We start from the raw sequence: 20,918 nt of genomic DNA on the forward strand, positions 1-20,918 counted from the left end.
TATGCCTTTACTTCGGTACTGGCCCAGCTGATCTTTGGGGCAGCATCATTTGTTAGTCCTCAGGTATATTCATGGTTGGTTACAAGTTTGGCCGAAACTGGGAAAGCGGGTAATTGGTTTATAAATGTACTAGCGCAAATAGTTCCGGCTGAAATGTCCTGGGTTTCCATGTATTGGCTATTTGCGGCAGCGAGTTTAATCATGATATTTATAATCATCTCAATTGCTTTTCCTAAAGTAGATCTAATAGATGAAGAGAAAGTTGGATCCAGAGCTACTTATTACAGTTTATTCCAGAGTAAAATCGTTATTTTATATTTCCTTGGAATATTTGCTTATGTGGGCGTAGAACAGGGAATTTCCTACTGGATGTCAAAATTTCTCCAGATCTACCATGGTTTTGATTATGAAACCACCGGAGCAGCTGCTGTGGGTAACTTTTGGGGATTTATGACCATAGGGGGAATCATAGGATTGGTTTTGCTTAAAATTATGGATAGCAAGTTAGTATTAAGGTTGTTTAGCAGCCTGGCGATAGTATCTCTGGCAATAGCGCTCTATGGAAGTGCCAATACCTCTTTATATGCTTTTCAAATATGTGGTATTTTTTTATCGGTGATGTATCCAATAATTTTATCACTTGCATTAAATTCTGTTAGCGAACACCACGGCTCCTTTGCCGGTATATTAATGACAGGAATTATGGGTGGCGCTGTAGTACAATTGCTTATTGGTTTTTTAAGCGACCTAACTTCATTAAGAACCGGGATGTTACTTAATTTTGTTGCTTTGTTATTTGTTTTCAGTATTAGTGTCTGGGCAAAACCTATTATAAAAAATAAAACAATAAACTTCAAAAAAAGCAAGAATTGAAATGACTGATTCCAAACCTTTAAAACTTATTGGTGTAGATCTTGGAGGAACCAAGGTCAACGTAGGATTGGTAGAAGGAAATAGAATACTCAGTAATAAATCACTAAAAATACCTCAGGGTACAGCTAGCGAATGGGATGTTATTAATGTTATTATTGACTTAATAAAAGAACAACTTGGTAAACACAAAGTTGAAGGAATAGGAATAGGGGTCCCTAGTATAGTAGACAGGGAAAAAGGTATTATTCATGAGGTTCAAAATATTCCTTCCTGGAAGGAGGTTCCTTTGGCGGATATTTTAATAAAAGAGTTTGGAATACCTGTCTTTATAGATAATGATGCCAATTGTTTTGCCTACGGAGAATTTAAATTTGGTATTGGTAAAGCTTATAAGCATCTGGTTGGACTTACTTTAGGCACAGGAATGGGGTCTGGGATTATTACAAACAGACACCTGATGGGTGATGCTAATTGCGGGTCAGGGGAATTTGGTATGATTCCTTACAAGGATGGTATTCTGGAAGATTATTGCAGTGGCAAGTTTTTCAAAAACTTTTATAATTCAAATGGGGAGGAATTAATGATTCTTGCCAGGGAAGGAAACAGTATGGCTATAGAAGCCTTTAAAAAATTTGGGGAACATTTGGGAAATGCTGTTAAAACCATCCTGTATGCCGTAGATCCTCAGGTAATTATTGTTGGGGGTTCTATAGTAAATTCTATGGATTTTTTTGAACCTAGTTTGAGCCGTAGTATTGATGATTTTGCCTATAAAAAAGTACTGGAGAATTTTGAAATTTTGTACTCCAAAACTTCAAACATTGCCCTATTGGGAGCTGCTTCACTTTACTATGACCGTATTGGAAATAACAGCTAGTAGATACCCTTTCCCCGCAGTTAGCATAAAAGAGTAACTCAATAAAACATGAAGTTTTATTAAATTCTTGGTAAATCGCCTTCTCCTTTAAGCGGTAAGTAGGAACTTCCCATTAGATAGGTGTCTACATGATAAGCAGCCTGTCGTCCTTCAGAGATAGCCCAGACAATTAAAGATTGCCCCCTGCGCTGGTCTCCGGCAACAAATACTCCAGGAACATTGGTCTTATAATCCTTTACTGATGCTTTTATATTAGTTCTCGGATCAGCCTCCAGGCCAAGTTGCTCGGCAATAGTCATTTCAGAACCGGTAAAGCCCATAGCCAGTAATGCCAGTTCACAGGGCCATTCCTTTTCTGTGCCTTCAATTTCTTTTAAAACAGGTCGCTGCCCGGGTACTTTCTCCCACGCTACATTTACAGTAATCAGGCCTTTTAAATTTCCATTTTTATCTCCGATAAATTCCTTGGTAGAAATACTAAAAAATCGTTCTGCACCCTCCTTGTGCGATGAACTCGTACGCAATCTCATAGGCCAGAAAGGCCAAGGTTGGTCTTCGGGTCTTTCGGAAGTAGCTTTGCCTAAGATTTCAAAATTGGATACGGAAGTTGCTCCCTGTCTGAAAGAGGTGCCTATACAATCAGAACCTGTGTCGCCTCCGCCAATAACTATAACATTTTTATCTGTGGCTTTAATATCTTCACCAGGGTATTTTAATCCATCAACTCTTCGGTTATTTTGCCCTAAAAAATCCATCGCCTGTACAACTCCTTTTAAATCTGCGCCTTTAATAGGTAAATTTCTTCGAACAGTGGCTCCCCCACACAATACAACAGCATCATAATCTTTGTGTAGTTCTTCAGCCTTAATATCAATTCCTATATGAACACCACATTGAAATTCAATACCTTCCTCTTTCAAAATTTCGAGCCTTCGGTCTATAACATGCTTCTCCATTTTAAAATCAGGGATCCCATACCTTAACAGCCCACCAGGTTTTTCATCCCGTTCAAATACGGTAACAGAATGACCTGCCCTATTGAGTTGCTGCGCAGCAGCCAAACCAGCAGGCCCCGAACCTACAACAGCAACCTTTTTACCCGTTCTAAATTCGGGCGGATCAGCTACGACCCATCCTTTTTGGAAAGCGGTCTCAACAATATTCTTTTCAATATTTTCAATAGACACCGGATCTTCATTGATTCCTAGTACACAGGCTTCCTCGCAAGGAGCCGGGCACAATCTTCCGGTAAACTCAGGAAAATTATTGGTCGCATGTAAAATTTCTGCGGCCTTTTCCCACTTGCCTTTATATACAGCATCATTAAAATCCGGAATTAAATTACCCAGTGGACAACCACTATGGCAAAACGGAATACCGCAATCCATACATCTGGCACCCTGATTTTTGAGTTCTTTTTCCTTCAATGGAAGCGTAAACTCTTTATAGTTCTGAATGCGTTCATCTACCGGAGCATATTTCTCCACTTTTCTATCGAATTCCAAAAATCCTGTTATCTTTCCCATCTATCGATTATATTGTTTCTAATTTTTCTCTTTCCAGACGAATTAGTGCCTGCTTGTATTCTTCAGGAAATATTTTAATGAATTTAGGAAGGTTATCTTCCCAATTCTCAAGGATTCTCTGAGCGAGCGGACTTAAAGTCGCGTTGTAATGATTTTCAATAAATTCCCTAAGTTCCTTTATGTCATTATCTTCTTCAACCGCCAGCAGGTTCAATGCCTCCATATTACACCTTTTCTCAAAAGTCTTTTTCTCATCAAAAATGTAGGCGATACCCCCACTCATACCTGCTCCAAAGTTTCTGCCAACTTCCCCGAGTATTACAGCTACGCCACCTGTCATGTATTCGCATCCATGATCTCCAATTCCTTCTACGACTGCATGCCCCCCGGAATTTCTTACGCAAAAACGTTCACCGGCTTTACCGTTTATATATGCTTCACCTGAAGTAGCACCATAAAGCGTTACATTTCCGGTTATGATATTATTTTCCGGTTGTAAAGTTGATTTATCCGGCACTTTTATGATCAACTTAGCGCCTGATAGTCCCTTCCCTAAATAGTCATTTGTATTCCCATTGACCACCATAGTAAGGCCTTTGGTAGCAAAAGCCCCAAAACTTTGCCCTGCAGAACCTGTAAAATTCAGTTTCAAGGTGTTTTCAGGAAGTCCTTCAGCACCATATATTTTGGATATTTCATTGCTGATAATTGCACCTACTGCCCTGTCTGTATTGTGAATTGGAAAATCTAAAGATATTTTTTCCTTTCTAAACAGTGCGGGATGTGCTTTCTCTATAATCCCGAACTCTATAGATTCATTAATATGATGATGTTGTTTTTGGGTATTGTAAAGTTTCGTGTTCTTAGGAACATCTATCTGATGAAGAATAGGCGTCAGGTCTATTCCTGCTGCCTTATAATGATCAATTGCCGCATTTCTATCTAGTTTTTGTACCTGGCCTACCATTTCCTTAACGGTACGAAAACCTAACTGAGCCATTATTTCCCGTAATTCCTCTGCTACAAAATACATGTAATTGACTACATGTTCCGGCTTGCCTTTAAACTTCTTTCTCAGCTCAGGATTTTGCGTTGCAATGCCCACCGGGCAGGTATTTAAATGGCAAACACGCATCATAATGCATCCGGAAGCCACCAGAGGAGCTGTTGCAAATCCAAATTCCTCTGCTCCTAAAAGACAGGCAATTGCTACATCTCTTCCGGTTTTTAATTGTCCATCACATTCCAGAACTATTCTGTTTCTCAGATCATTCAGTACCAGAGTCTGCTGTGCTTCTGCAATTCCCAATTCCCAGGGAAGGCCGGCATGTTTGAGTGAAGTCAATGGCGACGCCCCGGTTCCACCGTCAAATCCGGAAATAAGAATTACATCGGCTTTGGCTTTAGCAACTCCGGCAGCAACTGTTCCTACACCAACTTCCGAGACTAGTTTTACGTTGATCCTGGCCTTGCGATTTGCAGATTTAAGATCATAAATTAATTGCGATAAATCCTCAATGGAATAGATATCATGATGTGGTGGAGGTGAAATAAGACCTACATATGGGGTTGAATTTCGTGTTTTAGCGATTGCCGGGTTTACCTTTGGACCAGGTAGCTGGCCTCCTTCTCCCGGTTTGGCACCCTGAGCCATTTTAATCTGTATCTCCTGAGCATTTGTAAGATAATCTGAAGTAACACCAAACCTTCCGGAAGCAACTTGTTTAATTGCGCTGTTGCGCCAATCTCCTGTTTGGTTTTTATAGAATCTATCGGCATCTTCTCCGCCTTCCCCTGAATTGCTTTTACCCCCAATCCTGTTCATGGCAATTGCCAGATTTTCATGCGCCTCTTTACTAATGGAACCATAGGACATAGCACCAGTCTTAAATCTTTTAACTATATCCGTCCAGGGTTCTACTTCTTCAATAGGAATAGGGTCATAATTTGAAAATTCGAACAAACCGCGAATGGTCATTAAATATTTTGATTGTTCATTTACCATTTTGGCAAATTCTTTATAGGTGTCTGGCTCGTTATTTCGAACAGACTTCTGAAGTTTGGCAATAGATAAAGGATTGAACATATGTTTTTCCCCATCGCGCCTCCAACGGTATTCACCTCCTATTTCAAGATCTAAATTAGCAGCAATATGCTGATCCTGATAGGCCTTTTTATGTCTTTTGGATACCTCTTTTTCTATTTCATACAATCCAATACCCTGAATACGTGTTGGTGTATTCGGAAAATATTTATCCACAACTTTGGTGTTAATCCCAATACATTCAAAGAGTTGAGAACCCCGGTATGAATTTAGAGTAGAGATACCAATTTTATTCATAACTTTTAAAATACCCTTGCCAATGGCCTTATTGTAGTTTTTAATGGCCTCATCAAAAGAGTATTCCGTAATATCATGTTCTTCAATTTGTTCTGCAATTATCTCATTTACGAGATAGGGATTAATTGCACTTGCTCCAAACCCGAACAACAGTGCAAAATGATGGACTTCCCTCGGCTCTGCAGATTCTATAATGATGCTTAATTTGGAACGTTTCCCCAATCGCTGAAGTCCGCTGTTTACATAAGAACAGGCAAGTAATGCAGGAATAGGGGCTTTGTCTTTGTTGGAGTTTCTGTCAGATAAAATAATAATGTTTGTTCCTTTATCTATCGCTTTCTCTGCTTCTCCTAGTATGTTTTCAAGAGCTTCCTCCAAACCATTATGTCCCCTGGCAATATTATAGAGAATAGAAATGGAAACGACTTTATAGTCAGGGCTGGCATCGTAGTTTTTAATTTTATCAAGATCTTCTTTGGAAATAACAGGATTTTGGATTTTTAACTTTCGACAACTCAATTCAGTAATGTCAAAAATATTATAATCACTTCCCAATGTAAGCGAAATATCTGTTATTAATTCTTCGCGAATACCATCTAATGGTGGATTAGTTACTTGTGCGAAAAGCTGTTTAAAATAATTATACAAAAGCTGAGGCCGCTCAGATAATACTGCGATAGGGGTGTCTGACCCCATTGAACCTATGGGTTCTTTTGCATGCTGCCCCATAGGAAGAATAATTGTATTTATGTCCTCCAGGGTATAGCCAAATACTGCTTTTCTTTTCTCCAGAGAAGCTTCATTTAGAAAAAGGGGGCAATCGTTATAGGGGATATTTTTCAGGTGAACCAAATTGGCGTCCAACCACTTATTATAAGGATGCTTCTTTGCTATTTTTTCTTTGATCTCTTCATCGTTTATAATTCTTCCGGCTTCCATATCAACCAGAAACATTTTTCCCGGTTCAAGGCGGCCGTGATATTCAATATTCTCAGGTGCTATTTCTACCACCCCTGTTTCAGAAGACATAATTACATAACCATCTTTTGTAACCGAGTAACGTGATGGTCTGAGGCCATTTCTGTCTAAAACAGCACCTATGTAACTACCATCTGTGAAGGGGATAGATGCAGGGCCATCCCAGGGTTCCATCACACAGGAATTGTATTCATAAAAGCCGCGCTTAGCTTCTGACATTTCCTGGTTCTTTTCCCAGGCTTCGGGAACAAGCATCATCATTACTTCAGGAAGAGACCGCCCTGTCATTAGCAACAATTCTACTACCATATCCATAGAAGCAGAGTCAGATTTTCCGGGTAATATTATAGGGAGGATATTTTTTATTTCTTCTCCAAAAAGATTGCTTTTTAATAGGCTTTCCCTGGATCGCATGCGCATAACATTACCTCTTAGCGTGTTGATCTCCCCGTTATGACACATATACCTGAAGGGTTGGGCCAGATCCCAGGTGGGAAAAGTATTGGTGGAAAAACGTTGATGAACCAGGGCTAATCTTGTAACCACCCTCGTATCCATTAAATCTTTAAAGTAGAGCTTAATATCATTAGGCATTAACAGCCCTTTGAAGATTATTATTTTTGTTGAAAGACTGGGAACATAGAAAAATTTACTTTCCGATAATTTTGAGTTAATAAGGGTATGTTCCGTTACTTTACGAGCGATATACAGTTTAAGGTTAAAATCAAAATCCTTTTGATCCTTATTTTCTTTACCAACAAAGATTTGCTTAACAAAAGGCTCTGTTTCAACAGCGATTCTTCCGGGAATAGCCTTGTTAACAGGAACATTTCGCCATCCTAATAATTGTAATCCCTGCTTTTTTATATTTTCTTCGAAGACAGAGACGCAATAGTCTCTTTGATTTTCTTTTTTTGGAAAGAAAACATTACCCACAGCATAATCACCTGCTTTAGGAATTGTGAAATCACATTCATCCAGGAAGAACTGATGTGGAATATCAATCAGGATACCGGCACCATCTCCTGTCTTGCCATCGGCACTGACAGCGCCCCTGTGCTCCAATTTATCCAGAATTTCGAGCGCCTTGTGAATGATATCATTCGACTTTTTTCCCTTTAGGCTGCAAATAAATCCAGCTCCACAGTTATCATGTTCAAATTCAGGTAGATACAGGCCTTGTCTTTTCATCATCTTTATTGCGGTATTTATTCAAAAATATCATTTTTAACGAAATATATACATCATTTAATAAGATAGTGTGCAAAATATTTAACGTTTACAATAAAACGTTAAAAAATATTTAATTTGAAATATTTATGCCTTATAAATTGAGATTATAATAAAAGTGGAGGTAAGCAGGTCTTGAGATTACGTAGCTAAGGGGTGACTCACCTCGGGTGAGTAATTATTCTTGGACCAACCCTATCTTTAGGAATAAAAAAGGAGTATAATTTTTAAAATTCAAAGGATACCCCTAAAAATATCGGGGTTCATGAGTAGGGTACTAATAAATAATACTATTTTTTAAGAATACTTCTGGAGATTACTATTTTTTGAATCTCTGATGTCCCCTCGTATATTTGGGTGATTTTGGCATCTCTCATCATGCGCTCAACATGGTATTCTTTAACAAATCCGTTTCCTCCAAATATTTGCACAGCCTCCACAGTAGTTTCCATAGCAACTTGTGAGGCATAAAGCTTAGCCATTGCACCAGAAATATCGTAATCATTATCCTGATCTTTGTCCCAGGCCGCTTTGTACACCAAATATCTGGCGGCTTGAATTTGCGTATGCATATCTGCCAGTTTAAAGGCAATAGCCTGATGGTTGGATATCTCCGTGCCAAATGCTCTGCGTTCTTTTGAATAGTTTTTGGCAAGTTCATAGGCTCCGGCCGCAATTCCCAAAGCCTGTGCAGCAATACCAATTCTTCCACCGGCAAGGGTTTTCATGGCAAATTTAAAACCAAAACCATCCCCGCCAATTCTATTTTCCTTGGGTATTTTTACATCGTTGAATATTAAAGAATGGGTATCACTCCCTCGTATTCCTAATTTATTCTCTTTAGGCCCTATTTCAAATCCCGGCATTCCTTTTTCAACTATCAGGGCATTAATCCCCTTGTATCCTTTTTCAATATGGGTTTGAGCAATTACCAGGTAAACGGATGCTGAACTTCCATTTGTAATCCAATTTTTTGTCCCGTTCAGGACATAATGGTCCCCTTTATCAATTGCTGTGGTTTTTTGAGATGTAGCATCACTACCTGCTTCCGGTTCTGAAAGGCAGAAAGCACCAATAATTTCACCTGAGGCTAACTTTTTTAGGTATTTTTCTTTTTGCTCTTCGGAACCAAATGTCTCTAAACCCCAACATACCAGGGAATTATTTACAGATACAATAACCGAGGAGGATGCGTCAACTTTGGAAAGTTCCTCCATGGTTAAAACGTAAGACAATGTATCTAAACCACTACCGCCATATTCCGGATCTACCATCATCCCCATAAAACCAAGTTCCCCCATTTTTTTCACTTGCTCGGATGGGAATTGCTGTGTTTCATCACGTTCAATTACACCCGGTAATAATTCGGTATGGGCAAAATCTCTGGCCGCCTGCCTAATCATTTCTTGTTCTTCGGTTAGTGTGAAATTCATTGCTGTAAGTTTGTTGAAAACATTACAAAGATACAAGACTGATGGAAAATATGTATGGATACACAGGCTTATTTATAAAAGTGAAAGTCTTTACAAAAGAGATATCTTTTGCGACCAAGTATGATCTAAAAAGCTTTTAAAGTAGCACAATATTTTTATATTTGTCTGAGGTCTGCTTTTTACCTAAAATTTCATAGTATTATGAGACAACACTAGCTTCATTTGAATTACTACTAGTACACATTTTTAATTCAGGTCAACTAATTAGTTAAAATACAAATGAAAAAGCTATTAAAAATATATGAAAACAAACCGCCAGAGATAGTCTTTAACTGGAAGGATTCGGAAACTGAAGCTGAAGGTTGGACAGTTATAAATTCTCTCAGAGGTGGTGCAGCAGGTGGAGGCACCAGAATGCGCGAGGGATTGGATATGAACGAAGTGCTATCCCTGGCAAAAACCATGGAAGTTAAGTTCACGGTATCTGGTCCGCCAATTGGAGGAGCGAAGTCGGGAATAAATTTCAACCCTCATGATCCCAGAAAAAGGGGCGTTTTAGAAAGATGGTATGCAGCGGTTGCCCCCCTGCTTAAAAGTTACTATGGAACAGGCGGGGATTTAAATGTAGATGAAATTCATGAGGTGATACCAATTACAGAGGATGTTGGCGTATGGCATCCCCAGGAAGGTGTATTTAATGGTCATTTCAAGCCTACAGAAGCCGATAAAATAAATAGGATAGGACAGCTAAGACTCGGAGTTATCAAGGTTTTGGAAAGTAACACCTATTCCCCTGATGTTAGCAAAAAATACACCGTTGCCGATATGATAACAGGTTTTGGTGTAGCAGAAGCAATTAGGCACTACTATGATATCTTTGGAGGCACCGTGATAGGTAAGCGGGCTATTGTACAGGGATTTGGGAATGTTGGATCTGCGGCAGCGTTTTATTTGGCCCAAATGGGGGCTAAGATTGTAGGAATAATTGATCGTGTAGGAGGGGTTATTAATGAAGATGGTTTTTCATTCGAAGAAATAAAGACTTTCTTTTTACATAAAAAAGGAAATACATTAATTGCAGATGCAGATAAAATGATTCCTTTTGATGAAATGAATGAACGTATCTGGAGTTTACCGACAGAAATTTTTGCACCATGTGCGGCTTCCAGATTGATAACCCAGGAGCAAATCGCTCAAATGATAGATACAGGCCTTGAGGTTATTTCATGTGGTGCAAATGTGCCGTTTGCAGATCCTGAAATATTTTTTGGTTCAATTATGGAGTATACGGATGAAAGGGTAAGTCTTATCCCGGACTTTGTTTCAAACTGTGGAATGGCCAGATTATTTGCCTATTTCATGGAGCGAAGAGTGGGCATGGATGATGAATTAATTTTTAATGATACTTCAGATACTATTCGAAAAGCAATTTTGAATATCTTTAAGGAAAATGTAACAAAAAAGAACATGAGTAAGACGGCATTTGAAATTGCCCTTAAACAATTAATCTAAAACCAACCAGTATGGAGACCATTATTATTATTGTATTCTTAGCAGGCTATTTGGCTATTACCCTTGAGCATAATCTGAAAATAGACAAACTTATTCCCGCTTTGGCCATGATGGCAATCTTATGGGCCGTTATTGCATTGGCTCATATGCCTGTTTTTGAGGTTAATACCGACTTAAAGGAGTTGGAGCCCTCCCACATAGATGAAATGCTGTTGCACCATTTAGGTAAAACTGCCGAAATCCTTGTTTTCCTTTTAGGGGCAATGACCATTGTGGAGATTATAGATTATTTTGATGGATTTGCCACTATAAAGGGCTATATACGGACCAGGAAAAAATCAAAATTATTGTGGCTTTTTTCTATTTTAGCCTTTGTACTTTCTGCAATTATAGACAACCTAACAGCTACCATCGTTCTGGTAACTATATTGCAAAAAGTTATCAAAGAACGTGAGGTAAGACTTTGGTTTGCCGGTATGATAATAATTGCTGCCAATGCCGGAGGGGCATGGTCTCCTATTGGGGATGTTACGACAACAATGTTATGGATTGGCAATAAAGTGTCTGCGCTACAACTTATTGAACATGTGCTGGTGCCGTCAATAGTTTGTATGGTTGTACCCGTTCTATTTGCTTTGAGGTACAAGGTATTTAAAGGAAATATTGATGCGGAATTTGAAGAAGAAAAAGCAAAATCCCCTTTTGGAGCTACGATGTTATATCTAGGGTTAGGTTCTATCGTATTTGTTCCATTTTTTAAGACCATTACCCATTTACCACCTTATGTGGGGATGATGCTTTCTCTGGCTGTTGTAGCTGCGTTTGCAGAAATATATACGAGCGCAAAGTTCAGTATTTCCAGTGTGGATGGAGCCGAGAGTCAGGAAGGAGCTCACCATAGTGCTGTGCATTCTTCCTTGTCAAAAATAGAACTTCCAAGTATACTTTTTTTCCTGGGGATACTTCTGGCGGTAGCCGCTCTGGAATCTTTGGGGATGCTATTTCATTTTGCAGGTGCACTAGATTCTACTATGCCCTTTCTTGGAACTGAAGCAGTGGACGGAACTGTTTCCGATTTAGTAATACTGATACTGGGTATTGGTTCCGCCGTTATAGACAACGTACCTTTGGTTGCTGCCAGTATGGGGATGTTTTCAATACCATTAGATGATTCTGTCTGGCATTTTATTGCCTATTCTGCAGGAACAGGCGGCAGTATGTTAATTATAGGATCTGCAGCGGGTGTTGTAGCCATGGGTATGGAAAAAATTGATTTTTTCTGGTATTTCAAAAAAATAGCATGGCTGGCGTTCCTTGGTTTTATTGGGGGCGCGGTCGCATTTGTACTAATGCGAAATTTAGTGTTAAACGCATAATTTAATCGATATTAAACCGTTATAAGGGCAACTTTTAATAGGGAAAAATATGGTATTGTTACAGGATCTTGTTGATGAAACACAAGTTGGGGAACTTGTTTCAGAAGAAAAAACGCTTTCGGTAATTGATCTCATCTTTAATGGGGGAGCCGGGAGTATTATAATTATTTCAGTTTTATTTGTGATGCTGGCGGTTGGATTATATATTTATTTTGAACGTTTACTAGCCATAAAAGCGGCCTCACAAATAGATAAGAATTTCATGAATCAAATACGCGATCATGTTATGAGCGGTAAACTGGAAGCGGCCAAAATATTATGTGCCCAAACAGATTCACCCGTGGCGAGGTTAACAGAAAAAGGAATATCCAGAATTGGCAAGCCCCTGGATGATATCAATACAGCCATTGAGAATGCGGGAACCCTGGAGGTTTACAAACTGGAGAAAAATGTAAATGTCCTTGCTACCATTGCAGGTGCAGGACCCATGATTGGGTTTTTAGGAACCGTTATTGGTATGATTTTGGCATTCCATCAAATGGCCAGCAGTGGGGGTCAGGCAGAAATGGGTGCTTTGGCATCAGGGATATATACTGCGATGACTACCACAGTTGCAGGTCTGATTGTAGGTATTGTGGCTTACATGGGCTACAACCATATTGTAAATCGTACGGATAAAGTAGTGCATAAAATGGAGGCAAATGCGGTGGAATTTCTCGATTTACTCAACGAACCTGTTTAAGACAGTCTTATGAAATTTAAAGGAAGAAATAAGATCAGTCCGGAATTTAGCATGTCCTCAATGACGGACATTGTATTCCTGCTGCTGATTTTCTTTATGTTAACAGCTAATTCACCTAATGCGTTGGATCTCCTTTTACCTAAGGCTAAGGGGAAATCTACGAATACTCAAAATGTTTCCGTCACGATTAATAAAAATCTGGAATATTTTGTTAACAGTGAGAGAATAAACGGAGAATATATAGAAATTGAACTAAAAAAAGCACTTGAGGGTCAGGAAAAGCCCACTATTATTCTAAGGGCAGAAGAAAGCGTTGCCATTAAAGAAGCGGTTAACGTGATGGATATTGCCAACAGGAATAGTTATAAAGTGATCCTGGCTGTGCGGCCCAATTAATGTCGTTTTTAGACACGAGACACAAGAAAAAATCATTTACGCTTACAACCATTTTGTTAAGCGTGCTCCTCCTTTTACTTTTTTATATTGGTCTTACTTATATGGATCCGCCCATTGAGAACGGAATCACCGTAAATTTTGGGACGATGGAATTTGGTATGGGAGAAAAGCAACCCGTTAAGAAAATAAAGTCTCAGCCTGCGGAACCCGTGAAAGAGTTAGAGGAGGAAGTAGTAGAAGAAAAGCCTGCAGCTCAACCGGAAGAAGTAGCCGAGGAGGATGTTACGGAAAAAGCTACGGAGAAATTACTTACACAGGAAGACGAAGAATCTATAAAAATTAAACAACAGGCGGCTGCCAAGCGCGAGGCCGAAGAAGCGGCAAGGAAAGCCCAGGCCAAAGCTGAACAATTGGCCAGGGAACAAAAGGCAGCGGAGGAAAAAGCGCAACAGGAAAAAGAAGCCAAAAAGAAAAAGCTGGATGAACTTATGGGCGGCCTTAATGAATCTGATGGCGAGGTTCAGGGTAGCGAGGGTGATGATAACAGAGCTGGAGATAAAGGACAACCCGATGGAGATCCATATGGCACAAGCTATTATGGCAGCCCCGGTTCGGGAAGCGGGACAGGCGGATATGGACTTAATGGACGTTCCTTAGTGAGTAAGGGAAAGGTTCAACAGGAATGTAATGAAGAAGGGAGAGTAGTTGTTAAAATTACAGTAGATAGAAACGGTAAGGTGGTAAGCGCTACTCCGGGAGTAAAGGGTACTACCAATAGTCATCCTTGCTTATTGGAACCAGCGCAAAAAACGGCATTGCTGCACAAATGGAACCTGGATTCCAAAGCACCAAGCCAACAGATAGGGTTTGTCGTGGTCAATTTTAAATTGGGGGAATAATAAATGACCTACAAGGAGACCCTGGATTGGATGTTCGCTCAACTTCCAATGTATCAGCAAAAGGGACCAAAAGCCTATAATGGCAAATTAGACAATAGCCTCTCTTTGGCTGCCCACCTAAAGAACCCACATCTAAATTTTAAGAGTATTCATGTAGCGGGGACAAATGGCAAGGGCTCCAGCAGCCATATGCTGGCATCTATCTTGCAAGAAGCAGGGTATAGGGTTGGGTTGTATACCTCTCCTCATATGAAAGACTTCAGGGAGCGTATTAAGATTAATGGAAAACCTATTAGTCAAAAGAGTGTCATAGAATTTATTGGAGAGAATAAGGCCTTTCTGGAAAAGAATAAACTTTCTTTTTTTGAAATGAGTGTGGGGATGGCATTAGATTATTTTTCAAAGGAGAAGGTATCAATAGCGGTCATAGAAGTAGGCTTAGGCGGGCGGCTGGATTCTACTAATATAATAACCCCGGAAGTCTCATTGATTACAAATATTGGTTTAGATCATACAGATATACTTGGAAATACACTCGAAAAGATAGGCAGGGAAAAGGCCGGAATTATAAAACCGGGCGTTCCTGTGGTGATTAGTGAATGTCAGGAGGAGATTGCCCCTGTTTTTGAAGAAATTGCCAAAGAAAGAAATTCGGTTTTGGTCTATGCGGACAGGGAGCATCTCAAGGAGTATAGCACTTCACTATTGGGTAACTATCAAAACAAGAATATGAAAGGGGTGCTGGCCACTATTAATCGGCTTAAAGGGTTTAATATAAGTGAGGAACATATTAAAAGGGGCCTTATGAAAGTGGTGGAGAATACCGGGCTGCTGGGGAGGTGGCAGGTACTTCAGGAAAACCCAAAAGTTGTGTGTGATACGGCCCACAATAGTGAAGGCCTCACGTTGGTGCTGGAACAAGTTAAGCTGCAAAAATTTAAAACCTTACATATAGTTCTCGGTTTTGTAAAAGAGAAGAATCTTGATGTACTATTACCCCTGTTTCCCAAAGATGCCATTTATTATTTTACCAGACCTGATATTCCAAGGGGGTTAGATGCGGAAATCTTAAAGAAAAAAGCTGCGGAATTTAGATTAGAAGGCCGTATTTATGATTCTATACCAAACGCTTATAAAGCCGCACTAAGCAAGGCAGATAAAGATGATTTCATCTATATAGGGGGCAGTACATTTACGGTTGCTGAGGTCCTGTGATTTTTTCTTATTTTTTGTTTTGGGTAACAAAAAACTATACTATATTTGCATCCCCTTAGGGGCTCTTAGCTCAGTTGGTTCAGAGCACCTGCCTTACAAGCAGGGGGTCACTGGTTCGAATCCAGTAGGGCCCACATCAAGCAGATAACCTGCGCCAAACGGCGCAGGTTTTTTTATTCCCGACATAAAGCCAAACTCGCTTGAGCTTTTGTTAGGGAATAAAAAAAAGCAGGCTTTAAAAGCCTGCAAGTTATCTATTTGCAGGAGTGGTTTTCCAAGGGATATGCAATCCAGTAGAATTGAGGAATAAAAAAAAGCAGGCTTTAAAAGCCTGCAAGTTATCTATTTGCAGGAGTGGTAATGATCTGGATCACAGCGCAGCTGTAATCCATCAAATTCCAGGGAACAAACTACAAAAGACAAGTTTATAAGGAATAAAAAACAGATGCGGCGCGTATGCGCCTTATGATTTTCTACCATACCTACGGCCTTCGTCCGCCAAAATGGCTACATGAAGGCGAGGCAGGCAGGACTACAGTAGTGGTATTCCAATAGTTATTTATTAATACTTATTTATTAATTTGGTGAGTATATTCACCAAAAAACCTTACTTTTGGTGAATTAAAACACTAGTAAGCCATGATAGAGCGGTTATTAGGGCAGAAAATACTTCATAGATTAAATAAGGGCAAAGCAATATTCCTAATTGGTCCACGACAAGTGGGTAAAACAACTCTCATGAATTCAATTCTAGAAAATAGAGAGCATTTGTTTTTGGATGGTGATGACTCAACCGTAAGGAACTTATTGACCAACCCCAATACCGAGCAGCTTAAAAGTATTATTGGTAATTATACTACCATCTTTATAGACGAGGCCCAAAGAATTGAAAATATTGGATTAACCCTTAAGATAATTGCTGATCAATTCAAGCATGTTCAATTATTGGTTAGTGGTTCGTCTGCTTTTGAACTCAATAACCAAACAAGTGAACCTTTGACCGGAAGGAAATGGGACTATAAACTTTATCCTATTTCTTGGCAAGAACTGGAAAACCATATAGGATATATAAAGTCCGAACAGCAACTTGAATTGAGAATATTATATGGTATGTACCCCGATGTTATCAATAATTTGGGGGATGAGGTTGAGGTACTAAAGGAACTCACGAATAGTTATTTATATAAGGATATTCTAGCGTTCAGTGGTATTCGAAAGCCTCAAGTATTAGAAAAGTTACTGAGAGCACTGGCCTTGCAGATAGGGAGCGAAGTTAGTTACAATGAACTTGCCCAGTTAGTAGGAGTGGATAAAAACACGGTAGGCAATTATATTGATATTCTTGAAAAAGGATATGTGATTTTCAGGTTGACCAGTTTTAGTAGAAATTTGAGGAATGAAATAAAGACCAATCAAAAGATTTATTTCTATGATACAGGGGTGCGAAATGCCATAATTGGGAATTTTAATGCTCTTGATAGTCGCAATGATACCGGAGGACTCTGGGAAAGTTTTTTATTAAGTGAACGCATCAAAAAACTAACCTATGAAGGATCTTTAGCCAACGGTTATTTTTGGAGAACAAAACAACAACAAGAAATTGATTATGTAGAAGAGGTATCCGGTAATATAAGGGGTTATGAATTTAAATGGAACCCAAAAGCCAAATCAAAATTTCCCAAATCTTTTATGGAAACCTATGATACTGAAATCAAAATTATTCATAGGGATAACTTTCGAGAGTTTGTTATGTAGATTTTTTCTCTTATACAAAAAGTTCAATAGCCTTATTCAATACAGAATTATCGAACTCTTCTAAATAAGGCACGTATGCGCCTTATGATTTTCTAGTTGCAGAAGCGGTCTCCCAATGGCTCACCGAATAGGATGAGGTAATCCAGTAGGGCCCACATCATTCAGAAAACCCACGCCGACCAGCGTGGGTTTTTATTTTCACGTAGAAAGTCAAATTTCTATTTGAGGAAAGAAGTGAACATCCAATTTCTTTTTTCCAATGCTCTCAGAAAGTCTGTCAGAATTTGTTCTGTGGCAATGTCGCCAGTATCAAGAGATGAGCCTATGGCAGACATCATATTGTCATGCAGAATTTCGAAATCCCGGAGTACTTCCCTTACCATTTCAATGGCGGAGAGATTTTGCTCTGTTTCCTTTATTTCAGAGAATTCCAGGGTCTTTTTCAATGTAAAATTGGGTTTAATTCCAAAGACTCTTATTCGTTCGGCAACAATATCAATATTCTTTTGTACCGTGTTGTATTCTTTTTCAAATTCTTCATGCAGCTCAAAAAATTCAGGGCCTTCTATATTCCAGTGAAAGTTTCTCAGCTTATTGTAGAAGACATGATAATTAGCCAACAATGTATTGAGGTTAATGACTATTTCTGCTGTCTCTAAATAGGTAAAACCTAATTTTTTAAATTCTTTACTTTTTGGTGTTTTTATGTTTTCCATTTTTTTATTTGTTTTTGAATTAATACTTGATGAATTTTTAATTATGACTTTAAATCTCCTGAAGCCGATATGGCAATCGTTTCTTAGAAGTTTAAAGCATTTATAATGTTTGAAATATTTAAGAGGGTTGAATCCCTCGGAGAGAAGAAGTAAAGCCAATTTCTTGACTTAGAAAATGATCTGTTTTAAGAAAGGTTTCGTTTTATTCATATTTATAATCTAATATATATAGTGCAGAAAATCAAGTTTTTAACATCATTTAACCTTTGCTAACAAGTCTTTAAATTATTAGCTGTATTGTCACTGGGCTATTTCAGAATTCAGGTTAAAAATTTTTATAAAGTAATTGTTCTGAGAATCAGTTGCATTTAAAATATACTTCATTTACGGGGTATACGCGCTCCACCAAAAGACGTATTTTCATGGCGGTCATCTACGTTTTGAACTCCTATTCCGTGTAGGGTGCACCGAATACAGCCCGAATAAATAAGTGGAAAGTTACATTAAGCTAGATAACGCTTCTCAGGGCAAAACTCAGACCCAAACTATAACTGTATGCGCAACATTATAAGCTCTAAACAGCAAGGTATGTATTTAGTAGGGCTTAAATCTTTACAGGTTCTTTATTTGTAAGATTAATATCCTCCAATAATTGGTCTGTAAACTTAAAATGCCCTCTGGTAGTAATAATTTTAAAAACGGATGCATTCAGACGACTATAGGTATCCAGCAATAACCATTTTGACTTTAAAATGCCGGGTTTGTCTAATTTAAGACTTATATCGAAGTAGTGTTTTTTACCGTTCTTAATGGCTGATATGTCTGGTATCATATTAGATCCGGCACCTTTCTTTAAAAAAGTCTTTGGAGTTTCGTAACCTGGCATATCGGCTTTGATATCTTCAAAACCCTGAGCTTGAAGGTGATTAACTGATTTTTCTAAAATTGCTCTGTTTTCTAATTTTTGTTTTCTTATCATACTTTTAATATAACAGAATCTGCACAGTATCCAAATTAAAATTGAGATTTTACAAAATATTTATGAATCCCTTTCAAGCGGAAGGATACTGTTTATCAGGTAATTACTTTGATAATCTTCCGGAAATAAGTTTCGTTTGATAGTACTAAAGAAAGCTATACACTTCCTGGTATTGCCTTTTGAATTAATGAAGAAAATTAGACAATTACCTTTTGTTTTGTTGTTCTTTAATGGTTTCCTTATCTATATCGAACGTATTGGTATCAATGTTGATATTCCCTGTAGGATTGGTAGGATTGGTTTGTTCTACTTTTCTTTTAAATTTTCTTTTATCTCTTATATTTCCCATATTATTTATTTTAATGTTCCTTTATAGGTTAATGGTTGAGTGGGAGAATATCAAATTTTGAAGTCTAAATTTTTGTTAATACTGGATATCTGTTATTATAAAGACCATCTATCTACCCACTGCAGGAGTGGTTTCGCAATGGCTCACCGAATAGGATGAGGTAATCCGGCATTCGGAGGGAAAATAAAAATTTGATTGGAAAGAAACCAAAAAAAGAATGAAAACTAAAGAGGCATACAATTTTCACACATTTAATAAGCCTACGCCTATTTTGTGAAACCAACCGCCTATATCCGTTTCGTCAAAGCCTAATGCCTTGTCAATTCCAAATTCATTATAAAACCCTTTTCCAAAATAATTCTCATTGTGACCATCCGTTCTTTCCACACCTGACACTTGAATATCCTTAAATTTCATCTCCACAATTTTTCCGGTCCAGTCAAATCGGGGAAATTTATAATTTTCAAAAGGGGTGTCAATATGTATCTCCAGATTTTAGTTTTTAAGTATATGTGTCATATGGGGAAAGAGGATTGATTAAAAATGTTGGAACCACTGTTCTATCAGGCAGTCAGATGATAAACAGATGGAACTCTTTTATTAAATCGTTTGTTAAATTGCATTTTTAATTTCTATGAATGTACTACCAAATATAGGGGGATTATAAAAGCTCTTTTACGATTTCAATTAAATGTGATTAGGATTCTTTAATAAAGAACCCAAAAAGGTAAACTTATCCGAAAAGTTTTAGGGATGTTTGATGATATTGTTTCGCATAAAACAAGTTGGCATTAATATTCATAGCCAGAACTACATTTAACAAAAAAGTTTATGGTTTTATAAGTATTATATGTGCATTATAAATATTGAAAATGTACCAATCAAAATGAGAAAAATAAAACAAATTTTTCATCTCATGAGTTATCTTCAGTATCCTGCTATGATAACAGGACTATTTTATACTCTTAAGCCATATATTGATGGGGGTTAACGTTGATTTGGAAAATCTCAATAATGCGCTTGTATTTGTTGGTTTGGGTATTAGTTTATCTACTTTGCAGGACACGTCTAAAACTCAAAATAAATTATTCAAACTGATTTGGAAAAATCCAATTAAATAATTATCCGTAGATAAGATTACACTTATGTTTAATTTATAAACAAATAACTTTAACATAATGTTCTTGCATTTACCTCAAATTAAACCTTTTCTTTGTTGAATTTTGGATAGGAGCTATATTTATATACCCTGATCTGGCAAAGGCGATGAAATAAGCATCTGTAAACAAAATTATACTTATGTTTGATGTTTAACTTGATAAATATAACAAAATATAACTTTAACTTAACATTTAAATTTGTATTTTTCGGTCAAAATCCGTTTCTTGATCTTTGTAATAGTAGGTTTTATGTAAATTAAATCGTACAAACCTTACCACCCATTTTGATTGAACAAGTTATTAATAATAGGGTTTAATAATTGGATATTAACAGTTACATATTATAATGTTTCTCACTAAACTAAAGCGGCCAATCCTCACTCCGGATCTCTTTCCAAGGCCACATCTTTTGGAAGAATTGGAAAAAAAAGCTTATTTGCCTTTTCTATTGGTCTCAGCACCTGCCGGGTATGGCAAGAGTGTGCTAATAAGTCAATGGCTTGAAGTGAGTGGAGGTGATTATACCTGGATATCCCTTGAAGAGAGTATGAATGATACATC

Annotated in this window: 17 protein-coding genes and 1 tRNA gene; 11 read left to right on the top strand and 7 right to left on the bottom strand. The window is 38.0% G+C overall.

Going from position 1 to position 20,918, the window contains the following annotated elements; genetic code table 11:
- The coding region (locus tag WBM60_RS07000; protein WP_424282905.1) for an MFS transporter at nucleotides 1–873 on the top strand (873 nt) is incomplete at its 5' end.
- Nucleotide 874: 1 nt separating this feature from the next.
- Nucleotides 875–1,750: an ROK family protein gene (locus WBM60_RS07005; RefSeq protein WP_424261546.1), complete on the top strand. Its 876-nt coding sequence runs from the start codon at nucleotides 875–877 to the stop codon at nucleotides 1,748–1,750.
- Between the two features lie 59 nt (nucleotides 1,751–1,809).
- On the opposite strand, the gene WBM60_RS07010 is transcribed toward WBM60_RS07005, so the two are convergent.
- The 3 genes from WBM60_RS07010 to WBM60_RS07020 all read right to left on the bottom strand — a co-directional run bounded on the left by WBM60_RS07010 (nucleotide 1,810) and on the right by WBM60_RS07020 (nucleotide 9,258).
- Nucleotides 1,810–3,276 (bottom strand): glutamate synthase subunit beta, encoded by a 1,467-nt coding sequence (locus WBM60_RS07010; RefSeq protein WP_424261544.1) that lies wholly within the window; start codon nucleotides 3,274–3,276, stop codon nucleotides 1,810–1,812.
- Between the two features lie 7 nt (nucleotides 3,277–3,283).
- The gene (gene gltB, locus WBM60_RS07015; protein WP_424282908.1) at nucleotides 3,284–7,786 is read right to left on the bottom strand and encodes a glutamate synthase large subunit; all 4,503 of its coding nucleotides are present in this window, start codon (nucleotides 7,784–7,786) and stop codon (nucleotides 3,284–3,286) included.
- A gap of 329 nt (nucleotides 7,787–8,115) precedes the next feature.
- Nucleotides 8,116–9,258: an acyl-CoA dehydrogenase gene (locus WBM60_RS07020; RefSeq protein ID WP_424276719.1), complete on the bottom strand. Its 1,143-nt coding sequence runs from the start codon at nucleotides 9,256–9,258 to the stop codon at nucleotides 8,116–8,118.
- A 279-nt stretch (nucleotides 9,259–9,537) separates the two neighbouring features.
- Between WBM60_RS07020 and WBM60_RS07025 the strand changes: the two genes are divergently transcribed.
- The 8 genes from WBM60_RS07025 to WBM60_RS07060 all read left to right on the top strand — a co-directional run bounded on the left by WBM60_RS07025 (nucleotide 9,538) and on the right by WBM60_RS07060 (nucleotide 17,153).
- Nucleotides 9,538–10,770, top strand: coding sequence for a Glu/Leu/Phe/Val dehydrogenase dimerization domain-containing protein (locus WBM60_RS07025; protein ID WP_424262588.1), 1,233 nt, complete (start codon nucleotides 9,538–9,540; stop codon nucleotides 10,768–10,770).
- A gap of 11 nt (nucleotides 10,771–10,781) precedes the next feature.
- Complete coding sequence (gene nhaD, locus WBM60_RS07030) at nucleotides 10,782–12,146, top strand: sodium:proton antiporter NhaD (RefSeq protein ID WP_424262590.1); 1,365 nt, start codon at nucleotides 10,782–10,784, stop codon at nucleotides 12,144–12,146.
- Between the two features lie 49 nt (nucleotides 12,147–12,195).
- Entirely contained in the window at nucleotides 12,196–12,888 is a 693-nt protein-coding gene (locus WBM60_RS07035) for a MotA/TolQ/ExbB proton channel family protein (protein ID WP_424262592.1), read from the top strand.
- Between the two features lie 9 nt (nucleotides 12,889–12,897).
- Complete coding sequence (locus WBM60_RS07040; RefSeq protein WP_299160151.1) at nucleotides 12,898–13,284, top strand: ExbD/TolR family protein; 387 nt, start codon at nucleotides 12,898–12,900, stop codon at nucleotides 13,282–13,284.
- Nucleotides 13,284–14,183, top strand: coding sequence for an energy transducer TonB (locus WBM60_RS07045; protein ID WP_424262594.1), 900 nt, complete (start codon nucleotides 13,284–13,286; stop codon nucleotides 14,181–14,183). The genes WBM60_RS07040 and WBM60_RS07045 overlap by 1 nt, the downstream gene beginning before the upstream one ends.
- Nucleotides 14,184–14,186: 3 nt before the next feature.
- Nucleotides 14,187–15,398 carry a bifunctional folylpolyglutamate synthase/dihydrofolate synthase gene (locus WBM60_RS07050; RefSeq protein ID WP_424262596.1) on the top strand — a complete coding sequence of 404 codons (1,212 nt, stop codon included), beginning with the start codon at nucleotides 14,187–14,189 and terminating at the stop codon, nucleotides 15,396–15,398.
- Between the two features lie 59 nt (nucleotides 15,399–15,457).
- Nucleotides 15,458–15,532: transfer RNA gene (locus tag WBM60_RS07055), tRNA-Val, on the top strand.
- Between the two features lie 505 nt (nucleotides 15,533–16,037).
- Nucleotides 16,038–17,153 (top strand): ATP-binding protein, encoded by a 1,116-nt coding sequence (locus WBM60_RS07060; protein WP_424261912.1) that lies wholly within the window; start codon nucleotides 16,038–16,040, stop codon nucleotides 17,151–17,153.
- 218 nt (nucleotides 17,154–17,371) lie between these two features.
- Here WBM60_RS07060 and WBM60_RS07065 read toward each other — a convergent pair whose 3' ends face one another.
- From WBM60_RS07065 to WBM60_RS07080, 4 genes are all read right to left on the bottom strand, one after another.
- Nucleotides 17,372–17,869: a Dps family protein gene (locus WBM60_RS07065; protein WP_424282906.1), complete on the bottom strand. Its 498-nt coding sequence runs from the start codon at nucleotides 17,867–17,869 to the stop codon at nucleotides 17,372–17,374.
- A 604-nt stretch (nucleotides 17,870–18,473) separates the two neighbouring features.
- Nucleotides 18,474–18,848 (bottom strand): hypothetical protein, encoded by a 375-nt coding sequence (locus tag WBM60_RS07070; RefSeq protein WP_424258862.1) that lies wholly within the window; start codon nucleotides 18,846–18,848, stop codon nucleotides 18,474–18,476.
- A gap of 205 nt (nucleotides 18,849–19,053) precedes the next feature.
- Nucleotides 19,054–19,197 (bottom strand): hypothetical protein, encoded by a 144-nt coding sequence (locus WBM60_RS07075; RefSeq protein WP_424258861.1) that lies wholly within the window; start codon nucleotides 19,195–19,197, stop codon nucleotides 19,054–19,056.
- 243 nt (nucleotides 19,198–19,440) lie between these two features.
- A complete protein-coding gene (locus tag WBM60_RS07080) occupies nucleotides 19,441–19,614 on the bottom strand; it encodes a hypothetical protein (RefSeq protein WP_424258859.1) in 174 nt (57 codons plus the stop codon).
- A gap of 1,089 nt (nucleotides 19,615–20,703) precedes the next feature.
- On the opposite strand from WBM60_RS07080, the gene WBM60_RS07085 reads away from it, so the two are divergent.
- The coding region (locus tag WBM60_RS07085) for a hypothetical protein (protein ID WP_424282907.1) at nucleotides 20,704–20,918 on the top strand (215 nt) is incomplete at its 3' end.

Source organism: Eudoraea sp. (assembly GCF_049669105.1).
Classification (GTDB): domain Bacteria; phylum Bacteroidota; class Bacteroidia; order Flavobacteriales; family Flavobacteriaceae; genus Eudoraea.